Source organism: Arthrobacter sp. Y3223166 (assembly GCF_059090935.1).
The window spans coordinates 1-26328 of record NZ_JBNHGE010000038.1 but is presented as its reverse complement, the minus strand read 5'-3'; the positions used below and the strand labels follow the sequence as shown (position 1 = coordinate 26328).

At 69.0% G+C, this 26328-nt stretch carries 20 protein-coding genes and 1 pseudogene; 13 read left to right on the top strand and 8 right to left on the bottom strand.

Going from position 1 to position 26328, the window contains the following annotated elements; all coding sequences use genetic code 11:
* The 3 genes from AC5RUH_RS13920 to AC5RUH_RS13910 form a co-directional block, all read right to left on the bottom strand.
* Positions 1-557, bottom strand: a 557-nt coding sequence (locus tag AC5RUH_RS13920; protein WP_494128872.1) for a DUF4350 domain-containing protein, incomplete at its 3' end; no start/stop codon positions are given.
* Entirely contained in the window at positions 554-1258 is a 705-nt protein-coding gene (locus AC5RUH_RS13915; protein WP_494012516.1) for a DUF4129 domain-containing protein, read from the bottom strand. The genes AC5RUH_RS13920 and AC5RUH_RS13915, both read right to left, overlap by 4 nt.
* Positions 1255-2712, bottom strand: coding sequence for a glycerophosphoryl diester phosphodiesterase membrane domain-containing protein (locus tag AC5RUH_RS13910; protein ID WP_494128871.1), 1458 nt, complete (start codon positions 2710-2712; stop codon positions 1255-1257). The genes AC5RUH_RS13915 and AC5RUH_RS13910 overlap by 4 nt, the downstream gene beginning before the upstream one ends.
* Positions 2713-2903: 191 nt before the next feature.
* Here AC5RUH_RS13910 and mtrA point away from each other — a divergent pair, with 191 nt between their 5' ends.
* The 7 genes from mtrA (at position 2904) to secA (ending at position 12956) form a co-directional block, all read left to right on the top strand.
* The gene (gene mtrA, locus AC5RUH_RS13905) at positions 2904-3581 is read left to right on the top strand and encodes an MtrAB system response regulator MtrA (RefSeq protein ID WP_493989146.1); all 678 of its coding nucleotides are present in this window, start codon (positions 2904-2906) and stop codon (positions 3579-3581) included.
* Complete coding sequence (gene mtrB, locus AC5RUH_RS13900) at positions 3582-5276, top strand: MtrAB system histidine kinase MtrB (RefSeq protein ID WP_494012514.1); 1695 nt, start codon at positions 3582-3584, stop codon at positions 5274-5276. It begins immediately after the preceding gene.
* Positions 5257-6984, top strand: a complete 1728-nt coding sequence (locus tag AC5RUH_RS13895; RefSeq protein WP_494025563.1) for an LpqB family beta-propeller domain-containing protein — start codon at positions 5257-5259, stop codon at positions 6982-6984. The genes mtrB and AC5RUH_RS13895 overlap by 20 nt, the downstream gene beginning before the upstream one ends.
* A gap of 91 nt (positions 6985-7075) precedes the next feature.
* Entirely contained in the window at positions 7076-7957 is an 882-nt protein-coding gene (locus tag AC5RUH_RS13890; RefSeq protein WP_494128870.1) for a ComF family protein, read from the top strand.
* A 226-nt stretch (positions 7958-8183) separates the two neighbouring features.
* A complete protein-coding gene (gene hpf / locus AC5RUH_RS13885) occupies positions 8184-8906 on the top strand; it encodes a ribosome hibernation-promoting factor, HPF/YfiA family (RefSeq protein ID WP_494000220.1) in 723 nt (240 codons plus the stop codon).
* Positions 8907-8934: 28 nt separating this feature from the next.
* Positions 8935-10185: a winged helix-turn-helix domain-containing protein gene (locus AC5RUH_RS13880; protein ID WP_494128869.1), complete on the top strand. Its 1251-nt coding sequence runs from the start codon at positions 8935-8937 to the stop codon at positions 10183-10185.
* A 44-nt stretch (positions 10186-10229) separates the two neighbouring features.
* The gene (secA, locus tag AC5RUH_RS13875; RefSeq protein WP_494128868.1) at positions 10230-12956 is read left to right on the top strand and encodes a preprotein translocase subunit SecA; all 2727 of its coding nucleotides are present in this window, start codon (positions 10230-10232) and stop codon (positions 12954-12956) included.
* 8 nt (positions 12957-12964) lie between these two features.
* Here secA and AC5RUH_RS13870 read toward each other — a convergent pair whose 3' ends face one another.
* Together AC5RUH_RS13870 and AC5RUH_RS13865 are read right to left on the bottom strand one after the other, a co-directional pair.
* Positions 12965-13588, bottom strand: coding sequence for an Rv3235 family protein (locus AC5RUH_RS13870; RefSeq protein WP_494025567.1), 624 nt, complete (start codon positions 13586-13588; stop codon positions 12965-12967).
* Positions 13589-13683: 95 nt separating this feature from the next.
* Complete coding sequence (locus AC5RUH_RS13865) at positions 13684-14403, bottom strand: LysM peptidoglycan-binding domain-containing protein (protein ID WP_494025568.1); 720 nt, start codon at positions 14401-14403, stop codon at positions 13684-13686.
* A 157-nt stretch (positions 14404-14560) separates the two neighbouring features.
* On the opposite strand from AC5RUH_RS13865, the gene AC5RUH_RS13860 reads away from it, so the two are divergent.
* Positions 14561-15121, top strand: a complete 561-nt coding sequence (locus tag AC5RUH_RS13860; RefSeq protein ID WP_494128867.1) for a hypothetical protein — start codon at positions 14561-14563, stop codon at positions 15119-15121.
* Positions 15122-15125: 4 nt separating this feature from the next.
* Here AC5RUH_RS13860 and AC5RUH_RS13855 read toward each other — a convergent pair whose 3' ends face one another.
* On the bottom strand, positions 15126-15341 hold the full coding sequence (locus tag AC5RUH_RS13855; protein ID WP_493979122.1) for a helix-turn-helix domain-containing protein: 216 nt from the start codon (positions 15339-15341) through the stop codon (positions 15126-15128).
* A 234-nt stretch (positions 15342-15575) separates the two neighbouring features.
* Here AC5RUH_RS13855 and AC5RUH_RS13850 point away from each other — a divergent pair, with 234 nt between their 5' ends.
* The 4 genes from AC5RUH_RS13850 (at position 15576) to AC5RUH_RS13835 (ending at position 23921) form a co-directional block, all read left to right on the top strand.
* Entirely contained in the window at positions 15576-16223 is a 648-nt protein-coding gene (locus tag AC5RUH_RS13850; protein WP_494025570.1) for a hypothetical protein, read from the top strand.
* Positions 16220-17533 (top strand): CpaE/TadZ family protein, encoded by a 1314-nt coding sequence (locus AC5RUH_RS13845; protein ID WP_494128866.1) that lies wholly within the window; start codon positions 16220-16222, stop codon positions 17531-17533. Before AC5RUH_RS13850 ends, AC5RUH_RS13845 begins: the two co-directional genes overlap by 4 nt.
* Before the next feature lie 78 nt (positions 17534-17611).
* Positions 17612-22444 carry an NAD-glutamate dehydrogenase gene (locus AC5RUH_RS13840; protein ID WP_494128865.1) on the top strand — a complete coding sequence of 1611 codons (4833 nt, stop codon included), beginning with the start codon at positions 17612-17614 and terminating at the stop codon, positions 22442-22444.
* A 1-nt stretch (position 22445) separates the two neighbouring features.
* Positions 22446-23921 carry a sensor histidine kinase gene (locus AC5RUH_RS13835; protein ID WP_494128864.1) on the top strand — a complete coding sequence of 492 codons (1476 nt, stop codon included), beginning with the start codon at positions 22446-22448 and terminating at the stop codon, positions 23919-23921.
* 76 nt (positions 23922-23997) lie between these two features.
* Here AC5RUH_RS13835 and AC5RUH_RS13830 read toward each other — a convergent pair whose 3' ends face one another.
* On the bottom strand, positions 23998-24246 hold the full coding sequence (locus AC5RUH_RS13830) for a WhiB family transcriptional regulator (RefSeq protein ID WP_086994524.1): 249 nt from the start codon (positions 24244-24246) through the stop codon (positions 23998-24000).
* A 275-nt stretch (positions 24247-24521) separates the two neighbouring features.
* Here AC5RUH_RS13830 and AC5RUH_RS13825 point away from each other — a divergent pair, with 275 nt between their 5' ends.
* Positions 24522-24938 carry a hypothetical protein gene (locus AC5RUH_RS13825; RefSeq protein ID WP_494000210.1) on the top strand — a complete coding sequence of 139 codons (417 nt, stop codon included), beginning with the start codon at positions 24522-24524 and terminating at the stop codon, positions 24936-24938.
* Here the strand turns inward: AC5RUH_RS13825 and AC5RUH_RS13820 are convergent.
* Positions 24910-26328: pseudogene (locus tag AC5RUH_RS13820) on the bottom strand (hypothetical protein); the annotation flags it as partial. The gene AC5RUH_RS13825 and the pseudogene AC5RUH_RS13820 sit on opposite strands and share 29 nt — an antisense overlap.

Here is a 26328-nt window from a genome sequence, read left to right as displayed (position 1 = left end):
GGCAGGCCGCAGGCGGCTGCGAGGTTGCCCCCGTCGGCAGGGACGACGCCGGCGGCCCGGACGCCGGGGGCAAGGGCCCGCAGCGCCTCAAAGCCGGGCTCGAGCAGCACGATCCGCGCGGCCTGCTCCTTCAGCGGTTTCAGCTGCCCGGCGGTCAGGTAGCCGTCCGGGTCGTGGATCAGCAGGGCGGCGTCGCCTGCCGTCAGCTGGTCCCGGGTCTCCTGCAGCGAATTCGTGGCGGTCACCTGCACCCCCTGCTGGCGAAGCACTTCGGCCACGGCCTGGGCCCCGTTGGGCGCGGCGTTGCCGGGGGAGAGGTCGGCGCGGTCGGCGGCCGGGCCGCGGAGCAGTTCCAGCGCCACGACGCCGCACAGCAGCACCAGCAGCAGGAGCCAGAAGCTCCACCGGCGCAGCCGGTCGCGCAGCGTGGACAGCACCGAGCCGCCGTCGCCGACGGTTTCCGGCAGGTCTCCGGGTGCGCCGCCGGTTCCGGTGGTGCCTCCGGCGAAGCTGTTGGCTGCCGCAGCAGTCCGGTCCGCGGCGCGTGCGTGGCTCATCGCGGAACCGCCAGCGGCGCCGGGCCGCTGCCGCCCGGCTGCGGGGAGGCCGCGGCCAGGGAATCGTCCAGGGCCGCCAGCTGGTCAAGGTCCGCACGCGTGGCGGGAACGTTGCCGTACCGCACGGCGTCGAACCGGTTGGCCGCAACCCGCAGCCGCCCGGCCTCGGCGCCGAACGCGGCGGCGATGCCTGCGGCCGCTTCGTCGGCGGTGCGGCCCGGCCGGGCATCCAGGACCACCCGCTCTTCCATCGAGCGCACCAGCGCGCGGAACCGCTCGGTCAGCGCCGCATCCCAGTCGCCCCGGTCCGCGGCCGCCCGGGACTTGCGGCGGTGTTCGTCGGCTGTGAGCGGGACGGCGCCGTCGAACATCTCCGCCGCCGCGCGGCTGCGGGCGTTGCGCCGGGGCTTGATCAGCCACACGGCCGCGCCGATCAGCAGCAGGGCGGCCAGGACCAGGACCAGCGTGCCGAGATTGGGGCTGAAGCCATTGAGTTGGGCGACCAGCCCGGCCAGCCAGTCGAGGATGGCCTGCAGCACCGATTCCAAGACCCCGGGCCGGGCATCCTGGTACTCCTCCTTGGCCAGTTCGCGGACGAGCAGTTCGCGCGCCTCTTCCGGCCCCGGCTCCACCGGGACCTCGAAGGGGACAGCTGCGGAACCCGGTGCCACTGCCGCGATGCCCGGGGCGTGCACGGTCACGTCGGCCAGGGGCCGGCCGGCCCGGGAACCGCGGGGCCGGGTGCCGCGCCCGCGCCGAGTCCCGGAATGGTCCGGGTCTCCCGGCCGCCGGAGGCTTCATGTTCGCGCAACAGCACGACGTCGAACCCTTCGCGGCGGATCCTCAGGTCGATGTAGACCAGGGCGATCACGGCCGCTTGGAAGGCGTAGCCGATGGCCGAGAAGATGGAAGACAGCAGCATCGAGACCAGCGTGAGCGGCCCCATGGTCGCCAGCATGCTCTCGGGCGATGTGGGGTCGCCCAGCAGCGGACCGGCGAGTCCCACGATGAACGAGATGGGCATGCTGACCACGGAGGTGATCACCGTGACGATGATGGTGCACAAGAGGATGATGCCAAAGGTCCGCCACCAGCTGCGGTCGGTCAGCTGCCACGACCGGGCGAGCGCCCGGAAGACCGAGGCGCGTTCCATGATGATCACCGCCGGTGCCAGCATCAGCTTGATGCCGATCCAGACGGATACCGCCGTCAGGCCCACAATGATCAGCACGATGATCCAGGCCGAGGACACGCCGAGCTGGTCGGCCAGGAAGAAGGAGCCGGCGATGATCGCGACCAGTGCGGCAGCGGTGAGGGCGAGATAGAGCAGGGCCAGCCCGACCAGCGCACCGATCCGGCCCTTCGCAAGCGCGAACATCAGGCCGAAGCCGGTTTTCTGGTTGACCGCGGCCCGGGCGGTGGGAATGGCGAGGACGCCCTGCAGGACCAGGATCCCCACCCCGGACAGCAGGCCGAGCACGAGCGAGGAGATGATGATGGACAGGCCGAAGGCCACCGCGGATGCATCCGTGAGTTCCTCGTTGGCCATGACCTGCAGGCCGCCGAAGGCCGAAATGATCAGCCCGCCGACCAGCCAGGCCAGCGCGCTGACGACCACCTGGAGCAGCACCGCGGTGCCGAAGACCGCCGCGGCGTTCTTGCGGGCCGCCTGGAAGGCGCCGTCGAGGATCTCGCCGACGCCGAGCGGACGCAGCGGGATGACGCCCGGTTTCGGCGGAGCCACATAGCCGCGGTAAGGGCCCGGACCTGCGGGCGCCGGCCAGCCTCCCTGCTGCTGTGCGCCGGGCGGGGGCTGTCCCCACTGCGGCTGCGGGTTCCACCCGGACTGGGAGGGCGCCGGCCAACCTTCCTGCTGCTGTGCGCCGGGCGCGGGCTGTCCCCACACCGGCTGCGGGTTCCATCCGGGCTGGGAGGGCGGAGGCTGCTGGCCCGGCGGCGCCCACGTCGGGTGTTGCGCGCCCGGCCCGGGCTGTCCCCAGGCCGGCGGCTGGCCCCACACCGGCTGCTGCCCCCACGCAGGCTGGCCCGGCGCCTGGCTGTCGGCCCCGGCGCCGTTGCCGGGGCCCGTGCCGTCGGGGCCCTGGCCTTGCGGATCCCTGCTGTCGTGCCCGGCGTCATTGGCCCCGTGGCTCATCGCGTCCCGTCTTCCTCATCTCGTGTCGCCGGCTGCGGGAGGCCTCCGGCGAAGTGTTAGCCTCTCATCAGCCTATAGTTTCGGTCCGCCAGTTCCTACCATCCCGGCGCGGGCCCGCCGTGGGCGCAGTGTCGGTGTGCCCTGTGCGTCGTTACGTCAGGGATGAGGGGAATAGGGAACAATAGGGAGATATGAAGGCACGCATTCTGGTCGTAGACGACGACGAGGCCCTGGCCGAGATGATCGGCATCGTGCTGCGCAACGACGGATTCGATCCCGTGTTCTGCGCGGACGGCGCGCAGGCCCTCGAGGTCTTCCGCAGCAGCAAGCCGGACCTGGTGCTGCTCGACCTGATGCTCCCGGGGCTGGACGGCATCGAGGTCTGCCGCCAGATCCGTGGCGAATCGGATGTTCCCATTGTCATGCTGACGGCCAAGTCGGACACCTCCGACGTGGTCCGGGGCCTGGAATCCGGTGCCGACGACTACGTGCCCAAGCCGTTCAAGCCGGCAGAACTCGTAGCCCGGGTGCGCGCGCGCCTGCGCCCGGGCGACCAGCGGGCGCCCGAGACCCTGCGGATCGCCGACGTGGTGATCGATGTTGCCGGGCACGTGGTTCACCGCGGGGACGAGAAGATCTCGCTCACCCCGCTGGAATTCGACCTGCTGGTGGCCCTGGCCCGGAAACCCTGGCAGGTCTTCACCCGCGAATTGCTGCTGGAGCAGGTCTGGGGCTACCGCCACGCCGCAGACACTCGCCTGGTCAACGTTCACGTCCAGCGGTTGCGCTCCAAGATCGAACGCGATCCGGAGGCCCCCGAAGTGGTGCTCACGGTGCGCGGCGTCGGTTACAAGGCCGGCCAAGGGTAAGTGGAGCCGGTTCTCAGCCGGTGGACAGCCAAGCTGAAGGCGGCAGCTGAGGCCGCTTGGCATGCCACGCTGCGGGCCCGCGAGTTCCTGAACCGGAAATGGCGGCGGTCGCTGCAGTTCCGCACGGTGACCGCCGCCGTCCTGCTCACCGCCTTCGCCTTCATGGGCGTGGGCGCGTTCCTCTCCAGCCAGATCGCCTCCGGGCTCTACCAGGAGCGGGTAAACCAGGCGGAGGCCGAGTCCCGGCGCGGGCTGTCCCAGGTCAAGACAATCTTCGAGAGTTCCTCTGCCAGCGACCGGGCGACCGTCTCCAGCATGGTGGCGGACACGCTGAAACTGCTGGAAGGCACTGGCGCCGAAGCGCCGCGCTACTACCTGCTGACGCCGCTGCCGGGCGGCCAGAACCTCTACGTGTTCAGCCAGTCGAACACCTCCATCACCGCCAACATCATTCCGGAGGGGCTGGCCCGTGAGGTGGCCACCGGCACCGGGCAGTACCGACAGGCGCTCGCGCTGCCCGTGGGCGACAGTGATGTCCCGGCGATCGGATTCGGCACCAAGGTGTCGTTGCCGCCGGGCAATTCGTATGCGCTGTACCTGATCTACGACCTCTCCTCGGTCCAGCAGACCCTGGACTTCATTCACCGGGTGCTCTGGATCGGCGGCGGGCTGCTCCTGATCCTGGTCGGCGGCATCGTCTGGCTGCTGACCCGCGCCGTCGTGCACCCGGTCAGCCAGGCAGCGATCGCCTCGGAGAAGCTGGCGGCAGGACAACTGCAGGAGCGGCTGGAAGTCCGGGGCGAGGACGAACTCGCCCGGCTGGGGGCCTCCTTCAACCACATGGCCAACAGCCTGCAGGAGCAGATCACGCAGCTGGCGGCGCTGTCCGAAATGCAGCAGCGGTTCGTGTCCGATGTGTCGCACGAACTGCGGACGCCGCTGACCACGGTCCGCATGGCCGCGGAGGTGCTGTACGAATCGCGCGGGGACTTCGATCCCATCAACGCCCGCTCCACGGAACTGCTGTACAACCAGGTGGAGCGTTTCCAGGCGCTGCTCGCCGACCTCTTGGAGATCTCCCGTTTCGACGCCGGTGCTGCCGCCCTGGACGCGGAGCCGACCGATTTGGTGGAGATCGCCCGCACCGCACTCGACGCCGCCCAGCCGCTTGCGGAGAACAGCGGGTCGGAGCTGCGGCTGATTGCCCACGAGCCGCGCTGCATCGCGGACATGGACCGCCGCAGGATCGAACGCATCCTGCGCAACCTGATTGTCAACGCGCTGGAACACGGCGAAGGCAAACCGGTGGAGGTCACGGTCGGGGCAACCGAGGACGCCGTGGCCGTCTCGGTGCGGGACTACGGCATCGGGATGACGCCCATGGAAGCCTCCAGGGTGTTCGACCGCTTCTGGCGTGCCGACCCGGCCCGGGCTCGGACCACCGGCGGCAGCGGTCTGGGGCTGTCGATTTCCACCGAGGATGCCCGCCTCCACGGCGGCTGGCTGCAGGCGTGGGGCGAGCCGGGCAACGGTGCCTGCTTCCGGCTCACGCTGCCGCGGCACAGCGGCGGCACGCTCACCCATTCGCCGCTGCCGCTGCCACCGGCCGGCGCCTCCGCGTGGCACGGCCAGCTGGTGGCCGAGAATGTGCTCCTCGAACAGCAGGAGGAAAACGGTGTTCCGGATCCCAGCTGAGCCTGCCCGCCCCTCCCGGCTGCGCGCCGTCGTCGTCATGCTCTGTGCCATGCTGGCGCTGGTCTCCTGTTCCTCCATCCCGATGTCGGGGCCGGTGGGCACGGTCCAGGCCGATTCGGGCGAAACCGGGGGGACCGGCTACACCTTCAACCCGCCGGGGCCGTCGCCGGGGGACTCCCCGCAGCAGATCGTCGCCGGCTTCATCCAGGCGGGCACGGCCACGCAGGACGATTACCGGATTGCGCGCGAATTCCTCGCCCCGGACCTCGCCGGCGAATGGCAGCCGGTGCAGCGGACGCTGGTGTACCGGAACGTCGTGCGGATTGTCGGATCGCCGTCCGAAACCGAATTCGTGCTCCAGGTGGAGGTCGATGCCACGATCAACGAGTCGGGCGTCCGCACCCAGGCCGAGGAAGGGGCCACCGAATCGCTGCCGGTGGAACTGGCGCAGGTGGACGGCGAATGGCGGATCTCCAGCGTTCCGGACGGGACCATGGTCTCCACGGTGGACTTCCGCACCTTGTTCTCCCCGTTCAACCTGTACTACTACGACCCGACGTACACGTATGCCGTGCCGGACGTGCGCTGGTTCGCCAACCGGCAGGGCATCTCGGCGGCCATCGTGGCTGCCATGCTGGAGGGGCCCGCGCCGTACCTGGCCGGCGCCGTGATCAGTGCCTTCCCGGAAGGCTCGCAGCTGGTTCGGCGGGCCGTACCGATCGAATCGGGGGCTGCCAGCGTGGACCTGTCGGCCGAAGTCCTCACGGGCACCACGTTCCTGCGCCGGCAGCAGATGCAACAGCAGCTGGAACTGACGCTGGGAGAGCTCAATACCGTCTCCACCGTCCAGATGACCGTGGACCAGCGGGAAGTGGACCTGGGCAATTCCCCAGATCCCCAGTTCCAAGCCGCGGTGACGGACCCCGCGGTTGGCAACGTGCAGATCGGGGTTTTGGACGAGGAACTGGTGTTTTACGAAGGATCGCGGCCGGTCAAGCCGGAGGACCTGCCGTCCGTCAGCCGGCTGCGCCCGCGCGAACCGGCGATGTCGCTGGACCAGGAACGCTTTGCCTTCCTGACCGCCGAGCGCAACCGGATGTTCGTGATCGGCGAGGACCGCCGCGCGGTGGAGGCGGCATCCGGAAGCAACCTCACCGGACCCAGCGTCGATCCCTTCGGCTGGGCCTGGGCGGCGGCCGGCGACGGCAGCGGGAAAGTCTCCGCGGTGTCCATCGAGGCGCCGGACGAATCGGTGGCGGTCAGCGCCCAGTGGCTGACGGAGCGGACTGTGACCGAGCTGCAGATTTCACGTGAAGGTTCCAGGGCGCTCATCACCACCCGTGAAGGCGAGAGCACCTCGGTCTACGTTGCCGGCGTCGTCCGCGACCAGGACGGTCGGCCCCGGGGCATCACCACCCCCAAGCGGTTGAACCCCTCGGTGCCGGTGGACTCGGGCGTCTGGGCGGACGAGGATACCGTCGTCGTCATGCAGGCCTCGCCCGACCAAGCGGTGACTGCGGAGGTGCTGAACCTGGACGGCAGCACCCTGCGGACCGCGCCCCTGCAGGGGATGGTGGAGATCAGCGCCGGCAACGGCGACCAGGACGTGTACGCCCAGACCAATGAGATGCTCTACATCCGCGTCGGCAACAGCTGGGCGCCGCAGCGAAATTCCCCGCTGGTCATCGATCCGTCCTTCCCCGGATAGCCCCGCCTCCACAGCCGCCGCAGCACCGGAACACTCCACAGCCGGCGCCCAGGGCACGCCGGGCGGGCGGGGGAGCGGCCAGGCTGAAGGGATGGCGGGAACGGTGATAAAGGTGACGCCGGACGTGGGAACCCGGCTGGACAGGCTGTATTTCAGCCCGGCCCCGCAGGCGCTGCGGATCTGGTCCGGGCAGTTCGGCCGGCTGCTGCTGCCGACCGACTGCGTGGCCTGCGGTGCGCCGGATTACGTCCTGTGCGCTGCCTGCAGGCGGCGCCTGCGGCGCTCGACGGTGCGACCGATCGCCGTGGAGCAGGACGCCGACTCCTTGCCGCTGGACGAGGCAGGCCGGCCGCTGCCGGTGACCGCCGGGGGACCCTACCGGCGTGAACTGTCCCAGGCCGTGCTGGCCTTTAAGAACCACGGCCGGACCGAGTTGGCGCCGGTGCTGGCCGTCGTGCTGGCCGGAGCCCTGGACGCGGCCGCGGCACGTGCGGGCCGGCCCGCCGCAGCGGTGCTGGTCCCGGTTCCCTCGCGCGGCAGCTCCCGCCGGCGCCGCGGCTACGATCCGCTTCAACTGCTGCTGTCCCGCCTGGCCCGCCAAGGCCTGCTGCCGGCCGGCCTGCAGTTGCTGCCCGCCGTCCGCCAAGTGGACCCGGCGCGGCGCCTGCAGCGGCCGGGTTCCACGGGCGGGCAGAAGTCGCTGGGCCGGTCGGCGCGGCAACGGAACGTTGCCGGCAGCATGGCCGTGCCGCCGGGGTACGCACCCCTGATCGCCGGGAGGTGCTGCCTCCTGGTGGACGACGTGCTCACCACCGGTGCCACGATGGGTGAGCTGGCCCGGGCCCTGCGTGCCGCCGGCGGACATCCCCTGGGCGGAGCGGTGCTGGCAGCCGCTTCTGGCCCCGGCCGGGCCCGCCGGCCGGGATGCGGGCCGGGAGGCCGCGAGCCGGCCCTCGTGAGCGCCGCGGAATGACGCGGGGTGTAACGATTATGCAGTGCCGACTGCACCGGCCCTCGGAGTGCCCTCGGACATCGTCGGCAAATGTTGTAGATATTCGTGGGTAAAGGGTGAATAAAAGGTGTCCGTGATCTAACGTGAAGTATGGGCTCCCGCGAGGGAGGCAACCCGTCTTCAGCGGCTGAAAGGAGTTTCTCTTTTCGGTCGCTGTTGTGTCATCTAGGCAATTATGGAGGGCACCATGGAATTCAACATCAACGGCCGCAACCTGTCCGTTTCGGATCGGTTCCGCGAGTACGCTGAGGAGAAGATCTCCAAGATCGAGCAGTTGGGCGACAAGGTCCAGCGGCTTGATGCCAAAGTCACCAAAGAGGCCAATGCCCGCAATGCCGAAAGCTCGATGACCGTCGAGCTCACCGTGCTCGGACGGGGCAGCGTGGTCCGCGCCGAGGCCAAGGCCGCGGACAAGTTTGCAGCTTTCGACATTGCCTATAACAAGCTTTTGGAGCGCCTGCGCCGCGCTCGGGACCGCCGCAAGGTCCACCACGGCCGTCACACCCCGACCGCCGTCCATCAGGCCACCGCCACGCTGGAACCGGCCAGCTCGGACATGCCGCTGCACGAAGCGGCGCTGGCTGCGGCAACTGCCCAGGACCAGGCCGAGGACCGGACCGGCTACGACATCGACAACGATGTTCCCGCCGGAGACTCGCCGGTGCTGATCCGCCGCAAGGTCTTCCCGGCCGCGTCCATGACTCTCGACGATGCCGTGGACAACATGGAACTGGTGGGACACGACTTCTACCTGTTCATCGACAAGGCGACGAACGCACCCAGCGTCGTCTACCGCCGTCGTGGCTGGACGTACGGCGTGATCACCCTCGACGCCGATTGCAGCGCCGAAGAAGCCAAGGCGCGCGAAGAGGTGCTGGCCTACCGCGCGTCGGCGGGCGCCAAGGCCTGACAGCGCCGCGGCTGCCTAGTATGAAGGCATGACAGCCCGCATCACTCCGGCCCAGGCCCGCCGCATCGCGCTGGCGGCGCAGGGCTTGGTTCAGGAACGGCCCACCGGCCTTGTCACGGCAAGGCAGGTGGGCCGGACCTTTGACCGGCTGCGGCTGCTGCAGATTGACTCCGTGAACGTGCTGGTGCGCTCGCATTACCTGCCGTTCTTCTCCAGGCTCGGCGGCTACGACGTCGACATCCTCCACCGGTTTGCGGGAAAAGCGCCGCGCCGCATGATGGAGTACTGGGCGCACGAAGCCAGCTATATCAAGCCGCAGGATTTCGCCGATCTCCGCCAGTGGCAGCGTCGCCGGTGGGTTGGCGCGGCCGGCATGGATCCGGTCCTCGTCCAGGACCTGACCGCCAAGATCCTGGACACGCTTTCCTCCTCGCGCGGCCTGACCGCCCGGGCTGTCGCCGACCGGATCGGCCATGACGCGCACCAGCCGAAGACCGACTGGGGCTGGAACTGGAACGCGGTCAAGCGGGTGCTGGAGGACCTCTTCGAACAGGGGCTGGTCAGCGCCGCCGGGCGGACTCCCCAGTTCGAACGGCTCTACACCCTGACCGAGCGGGTGCTGCCCGCCCCGCACGACGCACAGTACCGGCCCGATCCTGAACAGGCGATGCTGAGGCTGATCGAGGCCGCAGCGCTGGCTCACGGCATCGGGACCGTCAAGTGCTTCGCCGACTACTTCCGGGTGCCGGTGCGGGCGGCCGCCGACGCGGTGCGGACCCTGGAGGCGGCCGGAAAGCTGGAAGCGGTGCAGGTGGATGGCTGGAGGGGCGACGTGTACCTGCACGCCGAGGCGGCCCGGCCGCGCCGCGCCACCGGCAGGGCACTCCTGAGCCCCTTCGATTCCTTGGTGTTTGAACGCCAGCGGGTGGAGCGGCTGTTCGGCTTTCGCTACCGGATCGAAATCTACACGCCGGCGCCGAAGCGGACCTACGGCTACTACGTCCTGCCGTTCCTGCTGGGGGACCGGCTGTGTGCCCGCGTGGACTTGAAAGCGGACCGGGCCTCGGGCAGGCTCGTGGTCCGGGCTGCGCACGCCGAAGACGACGCCCCGCCCGGAACCGCCGCGGAGCTGGCAGCCGAGCTGGCCGGCATGGCCGAGTGGCTGGCGCTGGACGCCGTGGTGGTTCAGGAGAGCGGCGGTTTGGCCCCGGCCCTGGCCCGTGAGAGCGCGAAACGGCCGCCGGGAACCAAAACGCTGCGGGACTCGTCTCTCACGTAGACTGAACGAGCCAGATTTCTGCGCAACTGACTGGGAGCTATGTAGTGCCAACGATTCTCGAGCGTGTGCTTCGTACCGGCGACAAGAAGACGCTGAAGAGGCTGCGCGGCTACGCCGATGCGATCAACGTCCTGGAAGAGGACTTCAAGTCCCTCACGGATGCCGAGTTGCGCGGGGAAACCGACACGTTGAAGCAGCGCTACCAGGACGGCGAGCTGCTCGACGACCTGCTCCCGGAGGCATTCGCGGCCGTCCGCGAAGCCGCCAGCCGCACGCTCGGCCTGCGCCACTTCGACGTCCAGCTGATGGGCGGCGCAGCCCTGCACATGGGCAACATCGCGGAGATGAAGACCGGCGAAGGCAAGACGCTGGTGGCCACCGCGCCCGCCTACCTGAACGCGCTCACCGGCAAGGGCGTCCACGTGGTGACGGTCAACGACTACCTGGCCGAATACCAGTCCGACCTGATGGGCCGTGTTTACCGCTTCCTGGGCCTGACCAGCGGCTGCATCCTGTCGAACCAGAACCCGGCGACGCGCCGCGAACAGTACGCGGCGGACATCACCTACGGCACGAACAACGAGTTTGGCTTCGACTACCTGCGCGACAACATGGCCTGGAGCCGTGACGAACTGGTCCAGCGCGGACACCACTTCGCGATCGTGGACGAAGTCGACTCGATCCTGATCGACGAGGCCCGCACCCCGCTGATCATTTCCGGCCAGGCCTCCGGCGACGTGAACCGTTGGTACACCGAATTTGCGCGCGTCGTGATGCGGCTGAAGGACACCGAAGACTACGAAGTCGACGAGAAGAAGCGTACCGTCGGCGTGCTGGAATCCGGCATCGAAAAGGTCGAGGACTACCTCGGCATCGACAACCTGTATGAATCGGCGAATACGCCGCTGATCGGGTTCCTGAACAACGCCATCAAGGCCAAGGAGTTGTTCAAGCGGGACAAGGACTACGTGGTGCTCAAGGGCGAGGTGCTCATCGTCGATGAGCACACCGGCCGCATCCTGGCCGGCCGGCGCTACAACGAAGGCATGCACCAGGCGATCGAGGCCAAAGAGGGCGTCGAGATCAAGGCCGAGAACCAGACGCTGGCCACGGTGACCCTGCAGAACTACTTCCGCCTCTACGGCAAGCTCTCGGGCATGACCGGCACCGCCGAAACCGAAGCGGCCGAGTTCATGAGCACCTACAAGCTCGGCGTGGTTCCGATCCCGACGAACAAGCCGATGGCCCGCATCGACCAGTCGGACCTGATCTACAAGAACGAAGTCGCCAAGTTCGACGCCGTCGTGAAGGACATCGCCGAGCGCCACGAAAAGGGCCAGCCGGTCCTGGTGGGCACCACCAGCGTGGAGAAGAGCGAGTACCTGTCCAAGCAGTTGGCGAAACAGGGCATCCGGCACGAAGTGCTCAACGCCAAGAACCACGCCCGGGAAGCGGCCATCGTCGCGCAGGCCGGCCGCAAGGGTGCCGTCACGGTGGCCACCAACATGGCCGGCCGCGGTACGGACATCATGCTCGGCGGCAACGCCGAGTTCAACGCGGTGGCCGAATTGGAACGCCGCGGCCTGGACCCTGCCGCGAACCCGGAAGACTACGAGGCCGCCTGGCCCGCCGCCCTGGCAGCGGCGCAGAAAGCCGTGCAGGCCGAGCACGACGAGGTCAAGGAGCTCGGCGGGCTCTACGTGCTGGGTACCGAACGGCATGAATCACGGCGCATCGACAACCAGCTCCGCGGCCGCTCCGGGCGCCAGGGCGACCCGGGCGAATCCCGCTTCTACCTCTCCCTGACCGATGACCTGATGCGGCTGTTCAACTCGGGCGCGGCCGAACGCATCATGAACTCCTCCCGCATGCCCGACGACGTGGCGTTGGAGTCCAAGATGGTTTCCAAGGCCATCCAGAACGCCCAGGCACAGGTCGAAGGCCGGAACGCCGAGCAGCGCAAGAACGTGCTGAAGTACGACGACGTGCTCAACCGGCAGCGTGAGACAATCTACAACGACCGGCGGCGCATCCTGGAAGGCGACGACCTGCACGAGAAGGTCGCGTTCTTCCTTGAGGACGTGGTGACGGCGATGGTCAACGAAGCCACCGCTGAGGGCCATGGCGACGACTGGGACTACGAGCAGCTGTGGACCAACCTCAAGCAGCTCTACCCGATCGAACTGACGATCGACGAGGTGCTGGAGGAAGCCGGCGGGCGCTCGCGGGTCACGGCGGATTTCCTGCGCGCGGAAATTGTCTCCGATGCCAAGGTCGCCTACGCGCAGCGTGAGCAGACGCTCGGCTCCGAGACCATGCGCGAACTGGAGCGGCGCGTGGTGCTCTCGGTGATCGGCAGGAAGTGGCAGGAACACCTCTACGAGATGGATTACCTCAAGGAGGGCATCGGACTGCGGGCCATGGCCCAACGCGATCCGCTGGTCGAATACCAGCGCGAGGGGTTCGTGATGTTCCAGGCCATGATGGAGTCCATCCGTGAAGAGAGCATCGGCTATCTCTTCAACCTCGAGGTCCAGGTTCAGCAGCCGGCCGAGGCGACGGTCCCCGGGGTCGCTGACGCCCGGGCGGCGGCGGCGCCGCAGATCACTGCGGCCGGGCTGGAAGCTCCGCAGCGGCCGGCGGCCCTGCAGTTCACGGCGCCTAGTGTATCCGGGGAAGCCGAGACACGGGTCGAACGCCAGGCCCCGGCCAAGGCGGCAGCGCCCGCCAGGGACAAGCGCCCCGCCAAGAGCGGCAAGCGCCGGAAGTAGTCTCGGGTTCAGCCGATCTCCAGGGCCGTGACCTTCCACAGTCCGCGGATCCACTCCAGTCGCAGCGCCACCGCGCGTATCCGGCGGGTCTCGGCCACCACCAACGACGCTTCATAGGCGCTGTCGGCGGCACGGCACACCCTGGCGGAGCGCACCACGGGGCTGCGGTGCAGCCGCAGCGGTGCCCGGCCATCGGAACGCAGCTGTGCCTGGTGGGCCTTGGCGATGTCCGCCCGGTGCACCAGCTTTTCGTAGCTGGCCGGGTCCAGCCAGCGGGCCAGCTGTTGGACCGGCCGTGTGCCGGAGACGGCCTCCAGACAGGCCTGTGCCACGGACCGGGCCATCGCCGTGACATGGAGCAGTTCGGCCTCCGCCTCGGGATCCCCGCCCACCGGCAGCGGAACGGGACGGGGCACGGTGGCGGGTCCGGCCGCCCCGCGGGTGTCATCCGGTCGCCTGGGCTGCAACCGGATGACAGGCGCAAAGTAGCCGTCCGGCCCGGCCGGTTTGACCCGCCGTACCGTCAGGGGCCGGGGCGCCCCGCTCGCCGGTGCCAGCGCGTCAGGGCACGCGCCCGCCGCGGCTTCCTTTTCCGGCGTCTGCACGGCCGGGAGGTGTCGCACGTTGTCCATGTCCTGCCCTTCCTTCCACTGGTACTGCCTTGGCTTCCAGCCGCGCCACACGGCGCGGCTCCCGTGTGCGTCTGACGGCCGCTTCCGGAAAGCTTCTATCCGGGGGGAGGTACGACGAGCGTTTGCCCGGGTTTGATCAGGGAGGGGTCGTGACCGATGAGGGTTTGGTTGGCGGCATACCACTCCGGCCACCGCTCGGCGATCTCCACGTCGGTCGCCAGCGCGCCCAGTTCGGCGGCCGCGAGCTGCCAGAGGGAATCCCCGGCGGTGACGGTAACCATCCGGGGTGTGTCAGAGGCTTCCCGGGTTGGCGGCTTGGCGACGGCGCCCGGGGCCGCGGCCGGCGGAGCGGGCTTCCATGAGGGGTCCACCGGAGGGTTTACCGGACCGGCCAGGCCGTCCGGCTGCCACCGGGGATCCACAACGGCGGCGCTGGACGCGCCGGTCCCGGCCGCGGCTTCGGCCGGACGCGTTGCGGCCGCCGCATGGGCGCCCGCGACCACCACCAGATTGAGGCCGACGACGGCGCCCGCCAAGCGCCGCAGGAACGCGGGACTCCACACGGCCGACCGGGCCGCCAGGCGACTGTGGCCGGTCCTGGCCAGCACCGCGCAGGCCGCCGCTGCCGCCATGCCCAGGAGCAACCAACAGAGCACGGCCGCGCCGGCTCCGATCGACAGGAGCGCCAGCAGGTCCTGATAGTTCTGCGGAGGCCACGTGGCGCCGGTGGCCAGCTCCCTCCCCGCGAGCATCAGCACGGCGGCACAAGCCGTCACCAGCCCTGTGGTTGCCAGATCGGCGGTGGTTCTGAGCATGGGAAGCGCCTCCGGAGAGAAAGGTGTTACTGCCGTTTGATGTAGTTTGGTTATGTTTAGTGCTGTTTGTTTTCCAATGGTGGCAGCTTCAAACACTTGTTGTAAAGCAGTCGGTTTTCCGTTGACGGTATGTGGTGCAGGTTCCTAGGCTGGCGCCATGCGTTGGGACGCCCTGTTTGCCGATTTGGAGACCCAGCTACACGCCGCAGGCCGGCTGGAGTTGGAAGCGGAGGTAAACGAGCGCGCCCGGATCGAGTTGGCCGCGGTGGGTCTGGCCGACCGGCTTCGGGGGCAGCTGGGCAGCAGGTTGCGCGTCCGTGCAGGCACAGACCTCAGGTTCGAGGGGACGCTGGCCCATGTCGGATCAACCTGGTTGGTGCTGTACGAGGGAGTGCGGAGCGTGCTCCTGCCGTTGGCCGCTGTCCAACTGCTCGAAGGAATGGGCCGGCATGCGGTTGCCGACTCGACCGGGGCGCGTCGGCTCGGGCTCGGATCCGCACTGCGCGCCCTTGGCCGCGACCGCGCACCGGTCGCGGTCTACCTGTCGGGCGGCCCCGGCATCCCGGCGGCCGAGGGGGTGGTCGACAGGGTCGGGGCGGACTCCTTCGACCTCGCGGCGGTGCCGTCGGGCGAGGACAGGCGCGCGGCAAATGTCCGGTCGGTCTACACGGTGCCCTTCGCGGCCATTGCGGCCCTCGTGTCGCGCAGCCCGGACTGAATGCTCATTCCGTGGTGGACTTGGCCTCTTCGATCAGCCGCCGCGTCTGGGCATACTTGTCCTGGATGTACTGGTCGAGCATGACCTGCTCGACGCGCCATTGGCCCCGGCCGCCGATCTGGATGGCGGGAAGTTCGCCGCTGCGAACCAGGGCGTACGTCTGCGACGAGGAGATCTGCAACTCCTCCGCCACATCGGACAGGGTGAGGAACCGCGGCATGGGCTGATCCTTCGGAGCGGGGACGGTTTCAGCCATTATGGCACCGTTTGACGTCGTTTGATCCAACTGGACCCGTTGCTTCTGAAAAGTTTTCCCCAGATCCGGCCCGGGTGGCCGCGGCGGTTCCCTTTCCCCTGGGCCACGACCAGAATGGTGCCACCCGCGGCCTCGGGGCCGACTCTCGGAGCGCAGGCTGGCTGTCCCCTGGGGCGCGGGAATAAGGGGGAAAAATTCGTGAGCGCTGCCATCGCAGAAAAAACCGTCGCACAGCGGTTGAAACGCCCGTCGTGGAAAGATCCCCGGTTGCTGGTGGGGCTGCTGCTCGTGGCGGCTTCGGTGGCCGGAGTCGCAGCGCTGGTCAACAGCGCGGATAAGACCACCGGTGTCCTGGCGGCCAGGACGGACATCGCGGTGGGACAACCGATCTCCGCCGCCGACGTGGTCGTCGTCGACGTTCGGCTGGGCGAGGCGGGCAGCCTTTATCTGCCGGCAGCAACGGGGTTGCCGGCAGATGCCGTCGCCACCGCGCTGGTCCGGGGCGGTGAACTGCTGCCGGCTTCCGTGCTGGGCGCCGGCGACGACTTGGACCGGAAACCGATCGGCCTGAGTATCGAGAGCCCGTTGCCCGAGGAGGCCGGTCCCGGTTCCCGGGTCGATGTATGGGTGTCGCTGCCCGACGGACGCAACGGTTTCAAGGAGCCGGAGAGGCTGCTCGAGGCGGCCGAGGTGTCGCAGTTGACGCGCGCCACCACCGCTTTCGGCTCGTCCGGGGCGGAACGGCTGCACGTCCTGGTGGATGATGACACCATGCCGGCGCTGCTGCATGCCCTCGCCAACGGGGCACGCATTAACGTGGTACTCAACCCGGCCGGTACTCCATGAGTCTGCCGGTCGTCACGCTGGGAACGGCGGCCGCCGACTTCGTGAACGGCCTGGAACGGCTCCATGGGCCTGTCACCGTGGTCCGGCGCTGCACCGACCTCGCGGAGTTGCTGGCGGCGGCGCAGTCCGGGCTGGCCCGGGCGGCCATCGTGGCGGGCCGGACGAGGGAGCTCGACGGCAGTGTGCTGGAGCGGCTGCACGGCGCCGAGGTGTCCGTGGTGGCGTTGACCGACGACGGCGGGGAACGCCTCCGGCTCGAAGCGCTCGGCATCCGCACGGGTGCCGCAACCGTTGAGCCCGTGGCCCTGGCAGCACTGGTGGCCGAGTCCGTCGCGCAGCTGCGCTCGCTGACGGTGGCCGGAGCGGCAGCAGGAGCCGCTGCGCCGGGAGGGGCGGCGCTGGCCGACCCCGCCCGGGCCCTGCGGCCGCACGACGCTGCAGTTGAACCGCCGGCACCTGCAGGGGCCAAGGGTGAACTCGTCGCGGTGTGGGGTCCGGCCGGGGCGCCGGGACGCACCACCGTGGCGGTCAACCTCGCCGCCGAATACGCCGCCGCCGGCCGGCGGACCCTGCTGATGGATGCGGATACCTACGGGGCCAGCGTCGCCGCGTTCCTTGGCCTGCTCGATGAATCTGCCGCGCTTGCCCACGCCTGCCGGCTGGCGGACCAGGGCGTGCTGGACAGCCCGGCCCTGGAACGGGTCTGCCTGAAGGTAGCCGTGGCCGGAACCTCGATGCTGGTGCTGACCGGGATTACGAGGGTGGACCGGTGGACCGAGCTGAGGCCGTCGGCGCTCGGGGCGGTGCTGGACATGGCGCGGGCGGTGGCGGAGACCGTCGTCGTGGATTGCGGTTTCTCGCTGGAACACGACGAGGAGCTGAGCTTTGACTCGCTGGCGCCGCGGCGCAATGGTGCCACATTGCGGGTGCTGGAGGCGGCGGACCGGGTGCTGGCCGTGGGCAGCGCGGATTCGGTGGGGCTGCCGCGGCTGGTCCGCGCGCTGGACGAACTGGCGCATGCCGTCCCCTCCGCCTCGGCCGAAGTGGTGCTCAACAAGGTTCGGGCGGCAGCCGTGGGAGCCCGGCCGGAAGCACAGTTGCGGGAGGCCTGGGAACGGTTCGTGCCGGCCGCCGGCGTCCCCGCCCTGCTGCCGTCCGATACCGCCGCAGCCGATGCCGCCCTGCTGGGCGGCTCGGTCCTGTTGGAATCCGCGCCGGGCTCTGCGCTGCGGCACGCCATCGCCGGGCTGGCCGGAAGCCGGCCGGCGCCGCCCAGGCGGGGAATCCGCCGTCGTGCCCGCTCAAAGTGAAGTTTTGAACGCGCCGCGTTAGGCTTGCCGAAGGACCGCAACGGCGCGGTTGGGACACACCTATCGGAGGCGTTTTACATGTCGACTGGATCCAGCATGGCGGATCTGTCCAGCTCAGCTACCGGCGATGAGGAATTCATCGCTAAATACTATGAGCACCTGGCCGCGGAGGATGCCGCGAGCTACAGTCCGGATGTGCTCCGCGCCCGCGCGCTGGCGCACCGGGAGCTGGCGGTTCACCGGCCGCCGGCGCAGCCCGTGATCGCCATCCGGGACGAACCCGAGGCCAGCGTCGTCATGATCGTCACCGATGACATGCCGTTCCTGGTCGATTCGGTGACCGCGGAGCTGCTGCGCCACGGCATTGCCATCCGGATGATCACGCACCCCACCTTTGTAGCCACCCGGGCCCGGGACAGCCACGACCTCACCGGCGTGGAACAGGTGCCGGCCGCCGCCGGAGTCTCCAGCGGCGACACGGCGGCACTGCCGCAGCTGGGATCCTTTGAGACCGGCGGCGACCAGGTTTTGCGGATCGAATCCTGGATGGCTGTGGAGACCGGGCGGATCGAGCCGGACAAGGCCGCCGAGCTGATGTCCGGCCTCAAGAGCGTCCTGGCGGATGTCCGGGCGTCGGTCGAGGACTGGCCGGCCATGCGCCGGCAGGTGCGGCAGGTTGCGGCGTCGCTGGATGCGGTCGTGGGAGCGGAGGAGATTCCCGACCTGCAGGAGGCCAAGGAGCTGCTTGAGTGGCTCGACGACGGGAATTTCACCTTCCTGGGCTACCGCGAATACGATCTCGTCACCCAGGACGGGGAAGACGTGCTCCTGGTCCGCGAGGACAGCGGCCTGGGCATGATGCGCCACATCGGCGACACGAAGCGGGTCCAGCACCTCACCGAAGAGGGCCGTGCCCGCGCCCGGGAAAAACGCGCGCTGGTGATTACCAAGGCGAACTCGCGGTCCACGGTGCACCGCGCGGCATACCTGGACTACATCGGCGTGAAGAGCTTCGATGCGCAGGGCAACGTCGACGGCGAGCGCCGCTTTATCGGCCTCTTCGCCACCAGCGCCTACAACCGTTCGGTGAAGAGCGTCCCGATTGCCCGGGAAAAGGTCGCGGCAGTGCTGCAGCACAGCGGCTTCCCGGCCGATTCGCACTCCGGCAAGGACCTGCTGTCGATCCTCGAAACGTACCCGCGGGACGAGTTGTTCCAGATGGACGTCGAGGAGCTGGCCGCGACCGCGATGGGCATCCTGCGGCTGCAGGAGCGGCGCCGGACCCGGCTGTTCCTGCGCACCGACGCCTACGGCAGGTTCGTGTCGGCCCTGGTGTTCCTGCCGCGCGACCGCTACACGACCGCCGTCCGGCTGCGGATCGAGCAGGAGCTGCGCAACACCTTCGACCCGCAGAGCATCGACTACGAGGCGCGGATGTCCGAATCCGCCCTGGCCAGGCTGTTCTTCCGCATCCGCCTCAAGCGTGCCTCCACGGTGCCGAAGGTCGACACGGCCGACCTTGAGCGCCGGCTTGCCCAGGCGTCCCGGTCCTGGTCGGAGGGCATCGAAGAGGTGCTGCGCGCCAATTTCGACGGCGAGGAGGCTGCCCGCCTCTCGGCGAACTGGAAGGACGCGTTCCCGCCCAGCTACCGGGTGGACTACGAGGTGGAAGACGCGCTCGAGGACATCGCCCGTTTCCGCAACTACGAGGGAGGCGACCCCGGCGCGGCCCCGGTGCTGCACGTCTACGTTCCCGAGGACAGCGCCGACGTCCTCGCCGCCGACGCCCGGCTGAAGCTGTACCTGCCGGAGGCCCGGTCGCTGAGCAACATCATGCCCGTGCTGCAGAACACCGGGCTGGAGGTACTGGACGAGCGCCCGTTCGAGATCAACACGGCGGACGGCGAAGACTACTTCCTGTACGACTTCGGCCTCCGGTATCCGGCGGGCGTCGACCCGATCGCCACCGGCGACCTGCTCGAGGAAGCCTTCGGCGCTGCCGTCACCGGACGCAGCGAGTCGGACGGCTTTGACCGGCTGGTCCTGGCCGAGGGCATCGGCTGGCGCCAGGTTGCGGTGCTGCGCGCGTACACCCGCTACCTGCGGCAGCTGGGCAACCTGGTCTCCTACGCCTTCGTCTCCGACACGCTGCTGGCCAACCCGGCAGTGGCCCGCGCCCTGCTGGCGGTGTTCAACGCCAGCTTCGATCCGGACCTGGAAGGCGACCGCGAGGCGGCGGTCGAGGCCGCCCGCTCCGAGCTCGCGGCGGGACTCGAAGCCGTGCCCACCCTTGACGCGGACCGGGTGCTGCGCTCGCTGGCCAACCTGATCGACGCGACGCTTCGCACCAACTACTTCCAGGACAAGCCCTACTTCAGCTTCAAACTCAGCCCTTCGCGGATCGAGGGTGCACCGTTCCCGCGGCCAAAATACGAAATCTGGGTCTACTCGCCGCGGGTGGAAGGCGTCCACCTTCGCTTCGGCGACGTGGCCCGCGGCGGACTGCGCTGGTCGGACCGGCGGGAGGACTTCCGCACCGAAATCCTGGGACTGGTCAAGGCGCAGACCGTCAAGAACGCGGTCATCGTGCCTACCGGCGCCAAGGGCGGCTTCTTCGCCAAACGGCTGCCCGACCCCGCCGTGGACCGCGCGGCCTGGATGGCGGAGGGGCAGGAAAGCTACCGCACCTTCATCCGCGGCCTGCTGGACATCACCGACAACCTGGTCCGGTCCGCAACCGGCCAGGACGTGGTGCCGCCCGAGCGGGTGGTCCGGCTGGACGGCGACGACACCTACCTGGTCGTCGCCGCGGACAAGGGGACCGCAAGCTTCTCCGACATCGCCAACGACATCTCGCTGGAATACGGCCACTGGCTCGGCGACGCCTTCGCGTCCGGAGGCTCGGTCGGCTACGACCACAAGGCGATGGGCATTACCGCCCGCGGCGCGTGGGAGTCGGTCAAGCGGCACTTCAGCGAACTCGGCGTCGACACCCAGACCGAGGACTTCACCGTCGTCGGCGTCGGGGACATGAGCGGCGACGTCTTCGGGAACGGGATGCTGCTTTCCGAGCACATCCGGCTGGTCGCGGCCTTCGACCACCGGCATATCTTCCTGGACCCGGATCCCGACGCCGCTGCCTCCTTCCAGGAGCGCCGTCGCCTGTTCGAGCTGCCCCGTTCCTCTTGGGCGGACTATGACGAGAAGCTGATCAGCGCCGGCGGCGGGGTCTACCCGCGGTCGGTGAAGTCGATCCCGTTGTCCGCGCAGGTGCGGGAAGTTCTCGGCCTCGATCCGCAGGTCACGAGCATGAGTCCGCCCGAACTGCTGCAGGCCATCCTGAAGGCGCCGGTGGACCTGCTGTACAACGGCGGCATCGGCACCTATGTGAAGGCGTCGACCGAGTCGAATGCCGAAGTCGGCGACAAGGCCAATGACGCCATCCGCGTCAACGGCGCGGACCTGCGGGTCAAGGTGATCGGCGAAGGCGGCAACCTGGGGATGACTCAGCGCGGCCGGATCGAAGCCGCCGGCAAGGGGATCATCCTCAACACCGATGCTATCGACAACTCCGCCGGCGTGGACTGCTCGGACTACGAGGTCAACATCAAGATCCTCGTGGACCAGATGGTCGCCGCCGGGAAACTGCCGGTAGCGGAGCGGGCCGACCTGCTGCATTCGATGACCGAGGAAGTCGGACGCCTGGTCATCCAGGACAACATCGACCAGAACGTCCTGCTGCTCAACGACCGCCAGCGGATCATCGAGTGGAGCCCGAGCTTCGAACGCCTGATGGACTGGCTGGAAAGCCACGCCGAACTGGACCGGCAACTCGAAGCGCTGCCGACCACCGAGGAGCTGCACGAACGGATCGCGGCCGGCCAGGGCCTGACCTGTCCGGAACTGTCCGTGCTGGCGGCGTACTCGAAGATCGAGCTGACCCATGCGCTGACCGAGAGCAACCTGGCCGACGACCCGTACTTCGACGGCGTGCTGCGCGGTTATTTCCCGCACCAGCTGGTCGAGCGGTTCGGCGACGATATGGCGGGCCACCCGCTGCGCCGGGAAATCATCGCCACCGTCGTTGCCAATGACATGATCAACATGGGCGGCATCACCTTCGCCTTCCGGGTCATGGAGGAAACGTCCGTCTCCGAGGCGGACGTGGCGCGGGCGTTCGTGGCGCTGCGCGAGATCTACGAATTCGACAAGCTCGTGGAAGCGTTGAACGCGTTGCCTGCCAGCTTCCCCACGGATTTGTGGTGCATGGTGCATCTGGACATGCGCCGCCTGCTGGACCGTGCGGTGCGCTGGTATATCAACCATGTCGACAGCGGAACCCCGGTCGCAGAAGGCGTCGCGATGTTCAAGCCCCAAATGGACCCGTTGCGCAACAACCTGGCCCAGTACCTGCGCGGCGACGACCTGGTCCGCGTGCACGAATGGCTGGAAACCGCCGAAGAACGCGGGCTGCCCGCAGGGATCGCCCGACAGTGGGCCGAGCAGTTCGAGAGCTTCGGTTTGCTCGACGTCGCCCGCATCGCCGGGCAGATCGACGAACCGGTCGAGTCCGTCGCACGCGTCTACTACGCGGTCTACGACCGGTTCGACGTCGACAACCTGCTCGAGCGGATCACGGCGCTGCCGCGGGAGGACCGCTGGCAGTCGCTCGCCCGTGCCGCCATGCGCGACGACCTGTACACGACGGTCACGGACATCACCGTGGCGGTCATGCAAAGCACCCCGGCAGGGGAGCAGGCCGAGGCCAGGCTCGACGAGTGGGAACGGGCCAACGCGGAGAACATCAAGCGCACCCGGGACATGTTCGAGGAAGTGAACAGGCTCGAGCAGGACGACATGGCGTCGCTGTCCGTGGCACTGCGACTGATGCGTTCGACAGTGCGGCGATAGCTTGGCGATCTTCACCGATCCCATCCGCGACTACGCGGACTTTCGTCCGGGTGACGCGGAGTGGCTCCACCTGCTGGTGGGCGACTGGCAGCTGATCGCCGACCTGGCGTTCGCCGACCTGGTCCTGTGGTTCCCGACGCCGGACGGGAGCTACGTGGCGCTGGCGCATGTGCGCCCGTCAACCACCCACACGGTGTTCCACCGGGACTTCGTGGGGGAGCGGATCCGTGCGGACCTCAAGTCGCTGGTGGACCAGGCACGCCAGTCGCAGGCGATCGAACGGTCGTCGGAGGCGGACTGGACCACCGAGATGGCCATGCGGGTCGAGGCGGTGCCCATGGTCCGCAACGGCCGGACGCTCGCCGTCGTGACGTCGCACATGGACCTGTCCAGCTCCAGAATGCCGTCGCGGCTGGAGCTGACCTACCGGCAGTGCGCCTACGACCTCTTGAAGATGGGAACGCTGGGACTGTGGCCGGACTTCGCCTCGCCGACCGGGTCGCGCCGCGGCGCGCCCCGGGTCGGCGACGGCCTGATCAGGCTGGACGCCGACGGGGTGGTGGAATACGCCAGCCCCAACGGGGTTTCTGCATTCCGGCGCCTCGGCGACGTCGAGTCCCTGGAGGGCCGCTCACTGGCCGAGGTGACGACGGCGCTGCTCAAGGACCGGCGGATGGTCGACGAAACCCTGCCGCTGGTGGTCACCGGCCGGATGCCCTGGCGCACGGAGATTGAATCCCGCGGCGTCTCGCTCTCGCTCCGGGCCATACCGCTGAGGAACGAACAGGAGCGTTTCGGCGCCCTGGTGCTGTGCCGGGACGTCTCCGAGCTGCGCCGGCGGGAGATGGAGCTGGTGTCGAAGGACGCCACCATCCGGGAGATCCACCACCGCGTGAAGAACAACCTCCAGACGGTCGCGGCGCTGCTGCGCATGCAGTCGCGCCGGATGGTCAGCGACGAAGCAAAGCAGGGGCTGGAACAGGCCATGCGCCGCGTCGCCTCGATCGCGCTGGTCCACGAAACGCTGTCCCAGGGCTTGGCGCAGAACGTGGACTTCGACGAACTGATCGGGCGTCAGTTCCGGCTCTCGGCGGAAGTAGCCTCGCCCACGCAGGCCGTCCGCACGGAGCGCAGCGGCGAGTTCGGGGAACTGCCCAGCGAGTTCGCCACCCCGCTGGCCCTGGTGATCAATGAACTGGTCACGAACGCCGTCGAGCACGGGCTGGCCGGGCGGCACGGCACCGTCCGGTTGACTGCCCGGCGGAGCCGGCGGGGCGAAGACGAATTGCTGACCGTCTCGGTCGAGGACGACGGCGTGGGCCTGCCCGAGGAACCGCGGCGGGAGGGCCTGGGCCTGCAGATTGTCCGCACCCTCGTCACCAGCGAATTAGGCGGCCGGATCGAATGGACCCCGCGCGACGGCGGGGGAACGTGTGTGCGGATTGACCTGGTGCTCAACACCAAAGGGGCCCGCTGAGCGCGGGCGGATCAGCCGACGCGAGAGGCCGCTGCCGAATCCGGCAGCGGCCTCTCGCCACACTGGGGGTACCGGGTCAGGAGGCCCGGCGGGCCCGGGCGGCACGGCGCTTCAGCGCCCGGCGCTCGTCCTCGCTCATGCCTCCCCACACGCCGGCGTCCTGGCCGGATTCGATGGCCCACTGCAGGCAGGTATCAATCACCGGGCAGCGCCGGCAGACGCTCTTGGCCTCTTCGATCTGCAGGAGTGCCGGCCCGGTGTTCCCCACGGGGAAAAACAGTTCCGGGTCCTTGTCCAGGCATGCCGCGCGGCTACGCCAATCCATGCTGATCACATACTCCTTTAAATGGTGTCCGGTGGTTTTTGTGAAAACATTCACGAACAGACTCATAGAAAAGGGAGCCCGACCGGCCCCCTCTGCGCTTCGCCATCAAGCGTTTCATGTTAAATCCGCGTAAACAAGAGGTCGTGCGGACTTAACCGGCCGTAATACCTGAGTCATTCGTCACAGGGTGATATGGTTCGGCTCCAAGCGGGAGCCGGTGCCCGGCGAACTGGAGCCGTTATTCCGACTATCTAAGGTAGGGTGCGAGTGTGTCAATGCCTGCACCCTCATCCTTCCCTGCCGCCCGTCCGATCGCCATCAAAATCGTAGCGGCGGCAGTGGTGCTGGAAGCACTGGTGCTCTTGGGCGGAGCGGCCCTGTTCGCGTACGGGCTGGCCACCCAAACCCCGATATCGCTGACCAGCAGCGTCTTCCTGCTGGTCCTGATGTTGGTCTTCGGCCTCTGGCTGCTCGTCGTCGGGCATTACCTGTTCCGCGGGTACCGCTGGACCCGCGCTGCTGCCCTGGTGTGGCAGATCTTCGTGGTTGTTGTGGCCATCTCCATGATCCAAGGCGGCCAGCTGCTGCTGGGCCCGGTCCTGTTGGTGGCGGCCGCAGCCTCCTTCGTCCTGCTGCTGACCAAGCCCGTGACGGATTTCCTGGTCAAGGGCGCCGCACCCCGCGCCCTGTAGCCAGCGCCACCTGCAGCGGGACGGCCCGGCCGGCCTCGATCCGGTAGCCGCGTCCCGGCGGTCTCCACCCGTCGTTGAGCCGCACACCGAAGAAGTCCGCATCCGCGCCCGCCCGCGGCGCCAGGACCATGCCGCGCCCGCGTGCCCTGGCCTGCAGGACCAGCGGAACCTGCTGCGGCAGCAACGGCCCGGGGCGCGCGGCCACCACGGCCGATGCACCGGCGGCGATCATGGCCGCGATGGCACCGTGGGCACGCGTGCCCAGGTCCTCGGCGTCGTCGACCAGCAGGACGGCGCCGCGCCCGACGGCCGCGCGGCCGGCCCAGAAGTCGTCGGCGTCTCTGCCGTGCGGCGGTGCGCAACAGGTCCTCAGTCCCTCCAGCGCCCGCTGCAGCACGACCATCAGGTTGGTCTTCCCGCTGCCATCGGGCCCCAGCACCAGGTACACCTCGCCGGCGGCCAGCGGCAGCGTGGAGGGCCCCAGCTCGTCGCCCTCGACGCCGATCACCGGTAGCCCGCGGGCCGCGCGGGGCAGCGTGGCCGCGGGAACGGTCAGCGGCAGCGCTTCGACCCGAAAGGGACGGGCGCGGGCCGCGGCCGGCGGCGGGCAGCCGGTTGGATCGGTGACCAGCTGGCAGGCCCCGCCGTCGCCGCCGATACGGCCCTGCACAAAAGCCCTGCCGGACACCGCGTTCATGGGAGGAAGGCGGGGCCAGCCCAGCAAGGTTTCGGGACCGGCACCGGTCGGAAGGTAAAGCCGGTTGGCCATGAGCGGCAGGAAGCGGCTGCCGGACAGCTCTCGGTCTCCGGACACAACCAGGACGACCCCCGTGGCCTGGCCGTCGCGGGCCAGATCCTGCAGGCAGTCTTCTGCCCAGCCGAGCCGGCCGGCCCGGAAGCCACCGAGCCAGCGGCCCCACCCGCTGACCAGCAGGGCCAGCGGAACGACGGCCGCCGGATCGGGCGGACCCCCGGCCGAGGCCAGGCTGCCGAGCCGGGCGGAAACCTCGTTGGCCAGGCGCCGCAGCACCCTTGCCGCCCGTTCGCTGTCCTGGGGGCCGACGTAGGCGCCGGTCCGGCCGGCGTCCGCGGCGAAGCCGAGCGAACCGTCACCGTCCAGCACGTAGCAGTGGCGTTCCACCGGTCCGCCCAGGAGTTGCGCCGCGAGGACCCGCAAAAACTCCCGGTGTCCTCCGCCCCCTACCCCGAGAACCGCCAGGTGTCCGTCGTGCTCCGGTTGCCAGCGCAGCGGCACCTGTCGTTGCCGGAACGGCATGTCCAGCAGGCCGATCGGGATGCTGCCCCCGTCCTTGGGCGCGGCGGCGGGGACCGGGCTCCCGCCGTCGTCGTCGCCGCCGGGAGAGCGGGCGGGAGCGGACGGCCCGGGCCC

Excerpts from the sequence above, each read along its gene's own strand:
- AC5RUH_RS13870 (WP_494025567.1), bottom strand. The coding sequence starts at position 13,588 with ATGGACAACGTGCGACACCTCCCGGCCGTGCAGACGCCGGAAAAGGAA.
- AC5RUH_RS13830 (WP_086994524.1), bottom strand. The coding sequence starts at position 24,246 with ATGGATTGGCGTAGCCGCGCGGCATGCCTGGACAAGGACCCGGAACTG.
- AC5RUH_RS13840 (WP_494128865.1), top strand. The coding sequence starts at position 17,612 with ATGTCGACTGGATCCAGCATGGCGGATCTGTCCAGCTCAGCTACCGGC.
- AC5RUH_RS13860 (WP_494128867.1), top strand. The coding sequence starts at position 14,561 with ATGCGTTGGGACGCCCTGTTTGCCGATTTGGAGACCCAGCTACACGCC.
- AC5RUH_RS13845 (WP_494128866.1), top strand. The coding sequence starts at position 16,220 with ATGAGTCTGCCGGTCGTCACGCTGGGAACGGCGGCCGCCGACTTCGTG.
- AC5RUH_RS13910 (WP_494128871.1), bottom strand. The coding sequence starts at position 2,712 with ATGAGCCACGGGGCCAATGACGCCGGGCACGACAGCAGGGATCCGCAA.
- AC5RUH_RS13855 (WP_493979122.1), bottom strand. The coding sequence starts at position 15,341 with ATGCCGCGGTTCCTCACCCTGTCCGATGTGGCGGAGGAGTTGCAGATC.
- mtrA (WP_493989146.1), top strand. The coding sequence starts at position 2,904 with ATGAAGGCACGCATTCTGGTCGTAGACGACGACGAGGCCCTGGCCGAG.
- AC5RUH_RS13880 (WP_494128869.1), top strand. The coding sequence starts at position 8,935 with ATGACAGCCCGCATCACTCCGGCCCAGGCCCGCCGCATCGCGCTGGCG.
- hpf (WP_494000220.1), top strand. The coding sequence starts at position 8,184 with ATGGAATTCAACATCAACGGCCGCAACCTGTCCGTTTCGGATCGGTTC.
- AC5RUH_RS13865 (WP_494025568.1), bottom strand. The coding sequence starts at position 14,403 with ATGCTCAGAACCACCGCCGATCTGGCAACCACAGGGCTGGTGACGGCT.
- AC5RUH_RS13890 (WP_494128870.1), top strand. The coding sequence starts at position 7,076 with ATGGCGGGAACGGTGATAAAGGTGACGCCGGACGTGGGAACCCGGCTG.
- AC5RUH_RS13825 (WP_494000210.1), top strand. The coding sequence starts at position 24,522 with ATGCCTGCACCCTCATCCTTCCCTGCCGCCCGTCCGATCGCCATCAAA.